This window comes from Streptomyces sp. NPDC104367, assembly GCF_055583825.1.
Genome location: NZ_JBVJND010000005.1, coordinates 169,274 through 183,067, shown reverse-complemented (window position 1 = coordinate 183,067; position 13,794 = coordinate 169,274). Strand labels below are relative to the sequence as shown.

Below are 13,794 nucleotides of genomic sequence, written 5' to 3'. Positions count from 1 at the left end.
TGCCCGTCAGCCCGCGCGAACTCCTCGCACTGTTCCGGGCCTTCGCCCTGCCAAGGCCCCGCCAGGACACCGATCCGGCACACGCCCTGCACTGGTCGAACTGGCGTCGCCGACACCAGCATCACGCAAGAGCGAAGTGTAATCACGCTCGGTGATCGCACTGAAATCTTTTGTGCGTTACTGAAATCTTCACTGAACTGATTCGTGCGCTACTGAAATCTTCAGAGCCACCCGACAGCCGCCCTCGTGGCCGGTGTTGAGCGCGGCCAGGAGATCGACCACCTCACGGCCGCGCACCTCGCCGACGACCAGCCGGTCGGGGCGCATCCGCAGCGCCTGCCGGACCAGGTCCTCCAGGGTGACCAGGCCCGCGCCCTCCTGGTTGGCGGGTCTGCTCTCCAGCCGTACGACATGCGGGTGTTCGGGCCTGAGCTCCGCCGAGTCCTCGGCGAGCACGATCCGCTCGCCCGGTCCGACCAGCCCGAGCAGGGCGCTCAGCAAGGTCGTCTTCCCGGTGCCGGTGCCCCCGCTCACCAGGAAGGACAGCCGGGCCGCCAGGAGGGCGCGCAGGATCCGGTCGCCGCCGGGCGGCACGGTGCCGGCCGCCACCAGTTCGTCGAGGGTGAACGCCCGGGGCCGTACGACCCGCAGGGACAGGCAGGTGCAGCCGACCGCCACCGGGGGCAGGACCGCGTGCAGACGGGTGCCGTCGGGCAGCCGGGCGTCGGCCCAGGGGCGGGCGTCGTCCAGGCGCCGGCCCGCCACGGCGGCCAGCCGCTGCGCGAGGCGCCGTACCGCCGCCGGGTCGGGGAAGGCGACCGGTGTCAGTTCCAGGCCGCCGCCGCGGTCCACCCAGACCCGGTCCGGGGCGGTGACCAGCACGTCGGTGACCGTGGGGTCGGCCAGCAGGGGTTCCAGGGGGCCGCTGCCGACCAGTTCGGAGCGCAGTCGTTCGGCCGCGCCGAGGACTTCGGCGTCGCCGAGCACCCGGCCCTGTTCGCGCAGTGCCTGCGCCACGCGCGCCGGTGTCGGTTCGGCGCCGCTCTCGACCAGCCAGCGCCGTACCCCGTCCAGCAGCGCCGGGCCGTCCGGGGCGGTGGTGGAGGGCCTCATACGCCACCCGCCTCGACCAGGGTCCGCTCCCAGAAGCCCTTGCAGAAGCGGGCCAGCGCTCCGCGCGCGGCGGCGCCCGGCGGTTTGCGGTGCGGCCGGGACAGGCCCGGTTCGCCCGGGATCTCGCCGACGAGCGGCAGGCCGAGCAGCCGGGCCACCTCGCGGTCGTCGAGTCCGGGCGCGTACGGCCCCCGTACCGCCACCCGCAGATCGCGGACGACCATGCCGACGGTGGCCGCCACCCGTCCGGCGGCGGCGACCGCGCGGAGTTCGGCGGGGACGACCAGGACGGCGAGGTCGAGCTGGGTGAGGACCTCGGCGACCTCGGCGTCCAGGCGGCGCGGCAGGTCGACGACGACCGTGCCGCCGCGGCGGCGGGCGGCGGCGAGCACCGCGCGGACGGCGGGCGGCGGGACGGCCACGCTGTCGCCGCGGTCCCAGCTGAGGACGCGCAGCGAGTGGAGTTCGGGCAGCGACTCCTCCAGGGCGCCGCTGCCGAGCCGGCCGCGCGAGGCGGCGAAGGCGGGCCAGCGCAGGCCCTCGGCGGTCTCGCAGCCGAGGAGGACGTCGAGTCCGCCGCCCAGCGGATCGGCGTCCACCAGGAGGGTGCGCAGGCCCTCCCGCGCGGAGGTGACGGCGAGCGCGCAGGCCAGCGTGGAGGCGCCGGCCCCGCCGCGGCCGCCGATGACGCCGACGGTGAGGGCCGGGCGGCCGACGCCCTCGACGACGTCGGCGATGCGGTCCACGAGCCACTGCTCGCCGTCGGGCAGCATCAGGACGTGGTCCGCGCCGATCTCCACGGCCCGCTTCCACACGTCGGGGTCGTCCTGGTCGAGGCCGACCAGCACCACCCCGCGTCGGCGCGCGGCCCCGCGGACCCGCCGCGCGGCGTCGTCGCCGACCAGGACGAGCGGGGCGGACTCCCAGCCTCCGCCGCGTTCCGGCAGTCCGTGGTGGACCTCGGGCTTGGCACCGGCGGCGGCGCACAGGCGCAGCAGGTCGTCGAGGAGTTCGGTGTCCTCGGTGACGATCATCGGGCGTCCGGGCCGTCCCGGGGCGGCGGACGGCGGATCCTGGGTGACAGTTCCGGCCACGTGAGCTTCCCCCTTGGCTGTGTTCTCGCGCGGTGCCCCTGCGGCCCCGCGATTCCCAAACCTGCGAAGAGCCGGCGAGCGGCCCCATATGCACGGCCGGTGGAAACCGGCCATAGGCGCCCGGCAATCGGAACCGGCCATGAACTCGCCGCCGCCGGAGCGCGCTGGAATCACGGTGCGACGAACCCGGAAATCGTGTGGATCTTGGTCCAGAACTGTGGACAACTCGATGGTTGTGAATATCGCTGTCACCCATACCGGTGAGGCCCGTTCTGGGCTCTGTGCGACTTCCACAGAGCAGCCTCGCGACTACTCAGCGTGATGAATCATGGACATGCGAGAAGAGCGGCCGAAGCCGCCCGACCAAGGCCTCGCGGCCCGCGAAGAAGGAGGAAAACCCACCCGGACATGCGACGACCCCCACCGGGGGGGAGAGTGGGGGTCGTCTCCACGGCCGACTCGGGGGGGGAGGAGCCGGACCGGGTTAGCACGGTCGCGAACGATCCGTGACTTCCATGGTGTACCCGAGAGCCCTCTCAGGCAAACCCACGCGCCCCACCTTACGCCGAATGGTGGGCGCCTATGCTCGGGGGCGTGGAAAACCACTCCTTGCCCCGCACAGCGGCCTTCTTTGACCTGGACAAGACGGTCATTGCGAAGTCGAGCACGCTCACCTTCAGCAAGTCGTTCTACCAAGGCGGTCTGATCAACCGCAGGGCGGCACTGCGGACCGCGTACTCGCAGTTCGTCTTCATGGTCGGCGGTATGGACCACGACCAGATGGAGCGCACCCGCGCGTACCTGTCCGACCTCGTCCGTGGCTGGAATGTCCAGCAGGTCAAGGAGATCGTCGCCGAGACCCTGCACGACCTGATCGACCCGATCATCTACGACGAGGCGGCCTCCCTCATCGAGGAGCACCACCGGGCCGGCCGGGACGTCGTCATCGTGTCCACCTCGGGCGCCGAGGTGGTCGAGCCGATCGGCGAACTTCTGGGCGCCGACCGGGTGGTGGCCACCCGCATGGTCGTCGGCGACGACGGCTGCTACACCGGCGAGGTGGAGTACTACGCCTACGGCCCGACCAAGGCCGAGGCCGTCCGCGAGCTGGCCGCCTCCGAGGGGTACGACCTCGACCGCTGTTACGCCTACAGCGATTCGGCGACCGACGTGCCGATGCTGGAGGCCGTGGGACATCCGCACGCGGTGAACCCGGACCGGGCGCTGCGCCGCGAGGCGGTCGCGCGCGGCTGGCCGATCCTGGACTTCCACCGTCCGGTACGGCTCAAGCAGCGGATCTCCGCGCCGCCCCGCCCGGCCCTGGTCGCCGCGGCGGCGATAGGAGCGGCGGCGGCCACCGCGGGCCTGGTCTGGTACGCGAGCCGGCGCCGGAACTCGGTGGCCTGAGCGGCCCGCCCCTTTCATGCACCTTTGAACCTGAAAGTAAAGAACTGTAGGCAGGGGTTCCGATTGCTCCGGGCTTGCAGTACAAAGGGGTTAGCGGCCCGCGAGACCAAAGGACATCCGAGAGGATCCCCTTCAAAACGCATTTGGCCCCACGGACCCAGCATGGACACCGGGCACCCACGCGACGTCGACCCGTCGATTACGGGCCAGCCGCACCAGGTCACGGGCAGAAGTTCCCGGCCTGATGGGCGACATATCGAGGACGCTTGGTAACCGGGTGAACATGCCAGCGGCGGTACGAGAACTCGTACCGCCGCAACCCTTTTGGGCCACCCCGGGCTTTTACGCCGCGCCGCGCTGGAGCGCCTCGCACACCGCCGTCGACTCGCGCACGCCCAGCTCGACCGCCCGGCCGCAGTGCGCGATCCAGGCCGCCATGCCCTCCGGAGTCCCCGAGACATAGCCGTCCAGCGCCGCCGCATAGGCGGCGCGGCCCAGTTCGGCGTGGCCCACCTCGGCGGGGCAGATCGCCTTGGGGTCCAGACCGCTGTTGATCAGCACGATCCGCTCGGCCGCGCGCGCAACCAGCCCGTTGCACGAGGTGAAGGGCCGCAGCGCGAGCAGTTCGCCGTGCACGACGGCGGCCGTCACCAGGGCGGGCGCCGAGCTCCCCGCGATGACCAGCCGGGAGAGCCCTTCGAGGCGTCCCGACACCTCGTCGGCGTCCGGCAGCGCCAGCTCGATCAACGGCTCGTCGACGGCCTCGCCGGCCTGGCGCGGCCGGCCGACCTCGGCGCCGGCCGTCGCGGCCGCCACCAGGTGCAGCCTGGCCAGCACGCGCAGCGGCGACTGCCTCCAGATGGACAGCAGTTGGCCCGCCTCGGCGGTCAGCCGCAGGGCCGCGCCCACCACGCGCGCCTCGCCGTCCACACCGAAGTCGGAGCGCCGCCGCACCTCCTCCAGCGCCCAGTCCGCCCCGGACAGGGCGGCACTGGCCCGGGCGGCGCGCAGCGCGGCCTCGGAGGTGACGGCGTTGCTGCGGCGCCGCATGACCCGGTGCCCGTAGACCCGGTCCACCGACTTGCGCACGGACTCCACCGACCCGGCCACACCGGGCAGCGACCCCAGGGCCGCGAGCGGATCGGCGGTCGCACCTGTCGTACTCATGAGTACGACACTACGCACCTCGCCGCCGCGCTCCACGAAGGAGTGGTCTTCTTCACTTCACCTGACACGTAAAGCTATCACGCGACTACTCTTCGTGAACATGAAAATTGCTTTCGTCGGGAAGGGCGGCAGCGGCAAGACCACGCTCTCCTCCCTGTTCATCCGCCATCTCGCGGCCGCCGGCGCGCCGGTCGTGGCCGTCGACGCCGACATCAACCAACACCTGGGCCCCGCGCTCGGCCTCGACGAGAGGGAGTCGGCGGCGCTGCCCGCGATGGGCGACCGGCTCTCCCTGATCAAGGACTACCTGCGCGGCCACAACCCGCGCATCGCCTCCGCCGCGACGATGATCAAGACCACCCCGCCCGGCGGGGGCTCACGGCTGGTCGGGGTGCGGGAGCCCAACGCGGTGTACGACGCCTGTGCGCGGCCGGTGGAACTCGACGGCGGCGCCGTCCGTTTGATGGTCACCGGGTCCTTCACGGAAGCCGACCTGGGTGTCTCCTGCTACCACTCCAAGACCGGAGCGGTGGAGCTGTTCCTGAACCACCTCGTGGACGGCCCCGACGAGTACGTCGTGGTGGACATGACGGCGGGCTCGGACTCCTTCGCCTCCGGCATGTTCACCCGTTTCGACATCACGTTCCTCGTCGCCGAGCCGACCCGGAAGGGAGTCTCCGTCTATCGCCAGTACAAGGAGTACGCCCGGGACTTCGGCGTGGCGCTGAAGGTCGTCGGCAACAAGGTGCAGGGACAGGACGACGTCGACTTCCTCCGCGCGGAGGTCGGGGACGACCTGCTGGTGACGGTCGGGCACTCGGACTGGGTGCGCGCCATGGAGAAGGGCCGTCCGCCGCGGTTCGAGCTCCTGGAGGACGCCAACTCCCGCGCCCTGCACTCCCTCAAGGCCGCCGCCGACGCGACGTACGAGCTGCGGGACTGGGAGCGCTACACCCGGCAGATGGTCCACTTCCACCTGAAGAACGCCGAGTCGTGGGGCAACGAACGCACCGGGGCCGACCTGGCCGCGCAGGTCGACCCCGGCTTCGTACTGGGTGAGGAAGTGGCGGCTCCGGCCTGACGGAGGTGGGCGCTCCGCGGCCGGGTCGCCAGCCCCGCCCGCCGCCTACTGCTTGACCGCCGGCGCCCCGGGCACCCCCTTCGGCGCCGGGGCGGGGTGACCGGAGAGGAAGGACGCCCAGCCCTGCCGCGGGGCCTCGCCCACGTTCAGGGTGCGCAGCTTCGACAGGACCTGCGGGTCCTGGGCGTCCAGCCAGTCGGCCAGCTGGTGGAAGGAGACGCAGCGCACGTCGGGCTTGTTGCACACGTCCTGGACGACCTCGTCGACGGCGCGCATGTAGGTGCCGCCGTTCCAGGACTCGAAGTGGTTGCCGATGACGAGCGGCGCCCGGTTGCCGTTGTAGGCGCGGTTGAAGCCCTGGAGCAGGCCGTCACGCATCTGGTCGCCCCAGTAGGCGAACTTGTCGGGGTCGCCCTGGGTCTGGGTGCCGGACTGGTTGACCATGAAGTTGTAGTCCATGGTCAGCTGCTCGTAGGTGTGGCCGGGGAAGGGCACGAGCTGCATCGACAGGTCCCACAGCCCCTCCTTCTTCTTGGGCCAGACCTGGTCGTTGACCCCGCTGGTGTCGTAGCGGAAGCCCAGCTGGCGGGCCGCCTTCATGAAGTTCTTCTGCCCCTCCAGGCAGGGGGTGCGGGCGCCGATCAGCTCCTTGTCGTAGTCGAAGGGCAGCGGTGCGGCGCTCTTCAGGCCGGTGTTGGTCTTCCAGGTCTTCACGAACTGCTTGGCCTGGGCGATCTCGCTCTTCCACTCCGCCACGGACCACTGGCCGACCCCGCCGTCGGGGCCGCAGAAGTGCCCGTTGAAGTGGGTGCCGATCTCGTTGCCCTCCAGCCAGGCCAGGCGGAGCTGCTTCACCGTGTCGGTGATGCCCTGCTGGTCGTTGAAGCCGATCTCGGAGCGGCCGGGCGAGTGCTGCGGGGGCCGGTAGAGGTCCTTCTTCTCCTCGGGCAGCATGTACACGCCGCTGAGGAAGTACGTCATGGTCGCGTTGTTCTCCTTGGAGACCTTGCGGAAGTGCGAGAACAGCTTCTGGCTGTCCTCGCCCGCGCCGTCCCAGGAGAACACCACGAACTGCGGGGGCTTCTCGCCGGCCTTGAGCTTCTCCGGCTGCGGCTGGTGCGGCTGCGCCCCGGTGTACGCCGTGGAGCCGTCACCGATCAGACGGACCACGCTCTGGGGCGCCGGCGCTCCCTTCTGCGGCCCGGACGTTCCTTCCTTGGAGTTGGTGCCGGTCGCGCAACCGGCCAGCGACGCGGCACAGGCCGCGGCGGCCACGGCGCCGGCGGCGATCCTCTGGGTGGCGGCCAATTCCGCCCACCTTCTTCCTTCTCTCGGCGAACGCCGTTGACGGCGTTTTATGGCGATGTGCCGGGTATGTGCCGACAGCGCCGCCAAGGTCGCACAGGACCGAGAGAGGGATTAATACGACAAGCCGATGAACTGCTCACTTCACCCGGCAGGCTGAAGAGGTGCCCCATTTGCGCCGAAAATCCATGCCTGACCTTTACTCTGCATTACGATTCGTTTACCGAACGTTGATTTATCCCGCCACTGCACGCCGTGACCCACGGCCGCGACCGAGCCCCCGCCCCCCGGCGAGGGGACCCCCTGTTCCGCGACCGCGCTGCCCCGGAGGAGACGGGAACATGTCCTCAGCCTGCGTACCCACGCACCCCGAGAGCCTCGCCCTGGCCCGAGCCGGAGCGGCGGGCCCAGAGAGCCCCGCCGGCACCGGCCGGCCACCCCACCCACCCGCACCCCCGCGCCGCCGTTTCTCCGTCGAGGGTGCCGACCTGTCCGCGTCCGTCGCGGTGTTCCTGATCGCCCTGCCGCTGTCCCTCGGCATCGCCCTCGCCACCGGCGCCCCGCTCCAGGCGGGCCTGGTCGCGGCCGCCGTCGGCGGGCTGGTCGCCGGACGGCTCGGCGGCTGCCCGCTCCAGGTCAGCGGCCCGGCCGCCGGGCTCACCGTGGTCACCGCCGATCTGATCCACCGCTACGGCTGGCGGGCCACCTGCGGCATCACCGTCCTCGCCGGGCTCGCTCAACTGGGCCTGGGCTGCCTGCGCGTGGCCCGCACCGCGCTCGCCGTCAGCCCGGCCGTGGTGCACGGCATGCTCGCCGGCATCGGTGTCACCATCGCCGTCGCCCAGCTGCACATCGTCCTCGGCGGCACCCCGCAGAGCTCGGTCCTCGCCAACGTGCGCGCGCTGCCCGCCCAGTTGGCCCACCTGCACCCCGCCGCGGCGGCGATGAGCGCGCTGACCCTGGTGCTGCTGCTGGGCTGGCCGCGCGTCCCCGGCCGCGTCGGCCGTCGGCTGCGCGCGGTCCCGGCCGCCCTGGTCGCCGTCGCCGGCGCGACCGCGACCGCCTCGCTCGCCGGGCTCTCCCTGCCCCGGGTCGACCTGCCCTCCTGGAGCAGCCACGCCCTGGCGGGGCTGCCCGAGGGGCCGGTGCTCGGCCTCGTCGCCGCCGTGCTCACCACCACGCTGGTGTGCAGTGTGCAGTCGCTGCTCGGCGCGGTCGCCGTGGACAAGCTGGTGGCCGGGAGCACCGGACCGCAGTCCCGGGTCGGCCGCTCCGAACTGGACCGGGAGCTGCTCGGCCAGGGCGCGGCCAACATCGTCTCCGGCGCGCTCGGCGGGCTGCCGGTCGCCGGGGTCGCGGTGCGGAGTTCGGCGAATGTGCGATCCGGTGCCGTGAGCCGGAACTCCACGATGCTGCACGGCGTTCTCGTAGTAGTCGCCGCGCTGCTGATGGTCCCGGTCCTGGATCTCATCCCGCTCGCCTCGCTCGCCGCCCTGGTGATGGCCGTCGGCATCCAGATGGTGTCCCTGCACCACATCCGCACGGTGACCCGCCACCGCGAAGTGCTGGTGTACGCCGTCACCACACTCGGCGTGGTTCTCCTCGGGGTCCTGGAGGGCGTGGTCCTCGGGGTCGCCGTGGCCGTCGCCCTCGCCCTGCACCGCCTCGCCCGTACCCGCGTCACCCACGAAGAGAAGGGAGGAGTCCACCACGTACACGTCACCGGGCAGTTGACGTTCCTCGCGGTTCCCCGGCTCAGCAGAGTCCTGCATCTCGTACCCCAGGGCGCCCACGCCGTGGTGGAGTTGGACGGTTCGTTCATGGACCACGCGGCGTACGAGTCACTGCGGGACTGGCGCAGGGCCCACACCGCGCAGGGCGGCACCGCCGAACTGACCGGCTGCCGCGCGGGCGTCCGTTCACCGGAGTACGGCCACCGGCAAGGACACGACCACCGACAGTGGCTCGGCCACAGACACGGACCCGGCCACGGCCACGGCCACGCGCACGGGCAGAGCCAGCGGCATGGTTTCGGCCTCGGGAGCAGAGGCGCGCACCGAGCAGCCGGCGCCGGTCATGAACTGGCGCACGGGATCGGCGTGTTCCAGCGCGACACCGCGCCGCTGGTGCGGGACGAGCTGGCCCGGCTGGCGCGGGAGGGGCAGCGGCCCTCTCAGCTCTTCCTCACCTGTGCCGACTCGCGGCTCGTCACCTCGATGATCACTTCCAGTGGCCCGGGTGACCTGTTCGTGGTGCGCAACGTCGGCAACCTGGTCCCTCTTCCGGGTGAGGAGAACGGCGACGACTCGGTGGCGGCCGCGATCGAGTACGCGGTGGACGTGCTGAAGGTGCGGTCCATCACGGTGTGCGGGCACTCCGGGTGCGGGGCGATGCAGGCACTGCTGGACTCCGGGTCCGGGGGCGGGACGACCCCGCTGAAGCGGTGGCTGCGGCACGGGCTGCCGAGCCTGGAGCGGCTGGCCGACGGCGGCCGGCCCCGGGTCCGGCTGGCCGGGCGGGCCCCGGCGGACACGGTGGAGCGGCTCTGCCTGACCAACGTGGTCCAGCAGCTGGAGCACCTGCGGGCCCACGACTCGGTGGCGCGGGCGCTGGCGGCGGGCACGCTGGAGCTGCAGGGGATGTACTTCCACGTGGGCGAGGCGCAGGCGTACCTGCTGGGCCGGACCGGGGCACGGGAGGAGGCGGAGGTGTTCGAGGGGGTACCGGGCGCGGAGGAGGTGCGCAGTCCGGCCTGAGGACGAAGCGGCGGGAGACCGTCGGTGCCGTCCGGGCCGGTACCGACAGGAGCGGGCGTGATCGGCGCCGTCGAACCGGGGTATGACCTGAGCCGACGGACCCGGCACGCCTGCCGCGTCCGCCGCACCCAACAGGTCTAAACCAATTTTTCGACGGCCCTTGTCACCGGACCCCCGGGTCTGATGAGCTGTGGCCTGGGACACAACGGACACCCTTCGAAAGGGAGATGTCGTGAGCAACGAAAGCCTGGCCAACCTCTTGAGGGAGGAGCGACGCTTCGCGCCGCCCGCTGACCTGGCCGAGAACGCCAATGTCACGGCCGAGGCGTACGAACAGGCCAAGGCTGACAGGCTCGGCTTCTGGGCCGAGCAGGCCCGCCGGCTGACCTGGGCCAAGGAGCCGACCGAGACGCTGGACTGGTCGAACCCGCCGTTCGCGAAGTGGTTCAAGGACGGCGAGCTCAACGTCGCATACAACTGCGTGGACCGGCACGTGGAGGCCGGGAACGGCGACCGGGTCGCCATCCACTTCGAGGGCGAGCCCGGCGACAGCCGGGCGATCACCTACGCCGAACTCAAGGACGAGGTCTCCAGAGCCGCGAACGCCCTGCTGGAGCTGGGGGTCCGGGCCGGGGACCGGGTCGCGGTCTACATGCCGATGATCCCGGAGACGGCGGTCGCGATGCTCGCCTGCGCCCGGATCGGCGCCGCCCACTCCGTGGTCTTCGGCGGCTTCTCGGCGGACGCGCTCGCCACCCGCATCCAGGACGCGGACGCCAGGGTCGTCATCACCTCCGACGGCGGCTACCGGCGCGGCAAGCCGTCCGCGCTCAAGCCGGCCGTGGACGAGGCGGTCGGCAAGGTGGACAACGTCGAGCACGTGCTGGTCGTCCGGCGCACCGGGCAGGAAGTGGCCTGGGACGACACACGGGACGTGTGGTGGCACGAGATCGTCGACCGGCAGCCGGCCGAGCACACGCCGGAGGCCTTCGACGCCGAGCACCCGCTCTTCATCCTCTACACGTCAGGGACGACGGGTAAGCCGAAGGGCATCCTGCACACCTCGGGCGGCTACCTCACCCAGACGTCGTACACCCACTGGGCGGTGTTCGACCTCAAGCCGGAGACGGACGTGTACTGGTGCACGGCCGACGTCGGCTGGGTGACCGGCCACTCCTACATCGTGTACGGGCCTCTGGCCAACGGCGCGACGCAGGTGATGTACGAGGGCACCCCGGACACCCCGCACCAGGGCAGGTTCTGGGAGATCGTGCAGAAGTACGGGGTGACGATCCTGTACACGGCGCCGACGGCGATCCGGACGTTCATGAAGTGGGGCGACGACATCCCCGCGAAGTTCGACCTGAGCAGCCTGCGGGTGCTCGGTTCGGTGGGCGAGCCCATCAACCCCGAGGCCTGGATCTGGTACCGCAAGCACATCGGCGCCGACCGGACGCCGATCGTGGACACCTGGTGGCAGACCGAGACCGGCGCGATGATGATCTCGCCGCTGCCGGGCGTCACCTCGACCAAGCCCGGTTCGGCGCAGACCCCGCTGCCCGGCATCTCGGCGACGGTGGTCGACGACGAGGCGCAGGAGGTGCCCGACGGCGGTGGCGGCTACCTGGTGCTGACCGAGCCGTGGCCGTCGATGCTGCGCACCATCTGGGGCGACGACCAGCGGTTCCTGGACACGTACTGGTCGCGGTTCGAGGGCAGGTACTTCGCCGGTGACGGCGCGAAGAAGGACGACGACGGCGACATCTGGCTGCTCGGCCGGGTGGACGACGTCATGCTCGTCTCCGGGCACAACATCTCGACGACCGAGGTGGAGTCGGCGCTGGTCTCCCACCCGTCGGTCGCCGAGGCGGCCGTGGTGGGCGCGGCGGACGAGACGACCGGGCAGGCGATCGTCGCCTTCGTGATCCTGCGCGGCACGGCGAACGCCGAGGACGAGGGGCTGGTCAACGCCCTGCGCAACCACGTCGGCGCCACGCTCGGCCCGATCGCCAAGCCGAAGCGGGTGCTGCCGGTGGCGGAGCTGCCGAAGACCCGCTCCGGCAAGATCATGCGCCGACTGCTGCGCGACGTCGCCGAGAACCGCCAGCTCGGTGACGTGACGACGCTGACCGACTCCACGGTCATGGACCTCATCCAGGCGAAGCTCCCGGCGGCGCCCAGCGAGGACTGACCCGGACGGCACGGCCCGAGGGGCGCCCGGCGTGGAACGCGCCGGGCGCCCCTTTTGCACCTACCGTGAGACACACCTGGCAACCCCCGACTCACCTTGGGTAACCTGGGCGAGAAACGCGTGACCCTCACGTCGTCGTGAGCCTCGAGGTGTGCCGGGAAGTCTGGTCGGCAGTTGCCCTGCCCTGCCCACCGACCGGAGGCCACCGTGTCCGCCCCCCGCACCAGCACCGCCCGCAAGGTTCTCGGCCGCCTCTCGCTGCCCGAGCGGAACTTCGTCGCGGACGCGCTGCGGACCGAGACCGTCGGCGGCGTACTGCTCCTGATCGCCGCGATCGCCGCACTCGTCTGGGCGAACACACCCGCGCTGCACCACAGCTACGAGGCCGTCAGCGACTTCCACTTCGGCCCCGAGGCCCTCGGCCTGGATCTCTCCGTCACCCACTGGGCCGCGGACGGCCTGCTCGCGGTCTTCTTCTTCGTCGCCGGCATCGAACTCAAGCGCGAGCTGGTGGCCGGCGATCTGCGGGACCCCAGGGCGGCCGTCCTGCCGGTCGTCGCCGCGCTCTGCGGGATGGCCGTACCGGCGCTCGTCTACACCCTCACCAACCTCTCCGGCGGCGGCTCGCTGCACGGCTGGGCGGTGCCCACCGCCACCGACATCGCCTTCGCGCTGGCCGTACTGGCCGTCATCGGCACCTCGCTGCCGAGCGCGCTGCGGGCCTTCCTGCTGACGCTCGCGGTCGTCGACGACCTGTTCGCGATCCTGATCATCGCGGTCTTCTTCACCGAGCGGATCGACTTCGCCGCGCTCGGCGGCGCCGTCCTCGGCCTCGCGGCCTTCTGGCTGCTGCTGCGCAAGGGGGTACGCGGCTGGTACGTGTACGTCCCGCTCGCGGTCGTCGTCTGGGCGCTGATGTACAACAGCGGCGTGCACGCGACCATCGCCGGTGTCGCCATGGGCCTGATGCTGCGCTGCACCACCCGCGAGGGTGAGGAGCACTCCCCCGGCGAGCGCGTCGAGCATCTGGTGCGGCCGTTGTCGGCGGGCCTGGCCGTCCCCCTGTTCGCGCTCTTCAGCGCGGGCGTGACGGTGTCCGCGGGGGCGCTCACGGACGTCTTCACCAAGCCGGAGACGCTCGGCGTCCTCCTCGGCCTGGTCGTCGGCAAGACCGTCGGCATCTTCGGCGGGACCTGGCTGACCGTACGCTTCACCCGGGCCTCGCTCAGCGAGGACCTCGAATGGGCCGACGTCTTCGCGGTCGCCTCGCTGGCCGGCATCGGCTTCACCGTGTCGCTGCTCATCGGCGAACTGGCCTTCGCGGACGACGCCCTGCTGACCGACGAGGTCAAGGCCGCCGTGCTCACCGGATCGCTGATCGCGGCCCTGTGTGCCACGGTGCTGCTGAAGATACGGAACACGCGCTACCGCAGGCTGGTGGAGGCGGAGGAGCGCGACGAGGACCACGACGGCATCCCGGACGTCTACGAGCAGGAGGACCCCGCGTACCACCTGCGGATGGCCGAGATCCACGACCGCAAGGCCGCCGAACACCGCCGGATCGCCGCCGAGAAGACCGCCCGTCAGGCGGGTCCGTAGGCATGACGCGCTTGCCGAAGTACCGGGCGGGGCAGGCGAGCGGGGCGACCGTCCGGCATGATCTGACGAGACGGTACAAAA

The 13,794-nt window shown here is 71.4% G+C and carries 7 protein-coding genes and 2 pseudogenes; 5 read left to right on the top strand and 4 right to left on the bottom strand.

Translation table 11 applies throughout. The annotated features are described in order from the left end of the window. Positions 1 to 234: 234 nt before the first annotated feature. A pseudogene (locus tag ACZ619_RS09860) lies at positions 235 to 1,113 on the bottom strand (TadA family conjugal transfer-associated ATPase); the annotation flags it as partial. Next, complete coding sequence (gene ssd / locus ACZ619_RS09855) at positions 1,110 to 2,207, bottom strand: septum site-determining protein Ssd (protein ID WP_469596418.1); 1,098 nt, start codon at positions 2,205 to 2,207, stop codon at positions 1,110 to 1,112. The pseudogene ACZ619_RS09860 and the gene ssd, both read right to left, overlap by 4 nt. Before the next feature lie 582 nt (positions 2,208 to 2,789). On the opposite strand from ssd, the gene ACZ619_RS09850 reads away from it, so the two are divergent. After that, a complete protein-coding gene (locus ACZ619_RS09850; protein WP_469596415.1) occupies positions 2,790 to 3,614 on the top strand; it encodes an HAD family hydrolase in 825 nt (274 codons plus the stop codon). Positions 3,615 to 3,956: 342 nt separating this feature from the next. On the opposite strand, the gene ACZ619_RS09845 is transcribed toward ACZ619_RS09850, so the two are convergent. Further along, a complete protein-coding gene (locus tag ACZ619_RS09845) occupies positions 3,957 to 4,781 on the bottom strand; it encodes a Fic family protein (protein ID WP_469596414.1) in 825 nt (274 codons plus the stop codon). A 100-nt stretch (positions 4,782 to 4,881) separates the two neighbouring features. On the opposite strand from ACZ619_RS09845, the gene ACZ619_RS09840 reads away from it, so the two are divergent. Beyond that, entirely contained in the window at positions 4,882 to 5,862 is a 981-nt protein-coding gene (locus tag ACZ619_RS09840; RefSeq protein WP_469596412.1) for an ATP-binding protein, read from the top strand. 45 nt (positions 5,863 to 5,907) lie between these two features. Here ACZ619_RS09840 and ACZ619_RS09835 read toward each other — a convergent pair whose 3' ends face one another. Next, complete coding sequence (locus ACZ619_RS09835; protein WP_469596409.1) at positions 5,908 to 7,170, bottom strand: polysaccharide deacetylase family protein; 1,263 nt, start codon at positions 7,168 to 7,170, stop codon at positions 5,908 to 5,910. Between the two features lie 338 nt (positions 7,171 to 7,508). Between ACZ619_RS09835 and ACZ619_RS09830 the strand changes: the two genes are divergently transcribed. From ACZ619_RS09830 to nhaA, 3 genes and pseudogenes are all read left to right on the top strand, one after another. Beyond that, entirely contained in the window at positions 7,509 to 9,923 is a 2,415-nt protein-coding gene (locus ACZ619_RS09830) for a SulP family inorganic anion transporter (protein WP_469596407.1), read from the top strand. A gap of 232 nt (positions 9,924 to 10,155) precedes the next feature. Further along, a complete protein-coding gene (gene acs / locus ACZ619_RS09825; protein WP_469596404.1) occupies positions 10,156 to 12,114 on the top strand; it encodes an acetate--CoA ligase in 1,959 nt (652 codons plus the stop codon). Positions 12,115 to 12,321: 207 nt separating this feature from the next. Next, a pseudogene (gene nhaA, locus ACZ619_RS09820) lies at positions 12,322 to 13,774 on the top strand (Na+/H+ antiporter NhaA). The last annotated feature ends 20 nt before the right edge of the window (positions 13,775 to 13,794 follow it).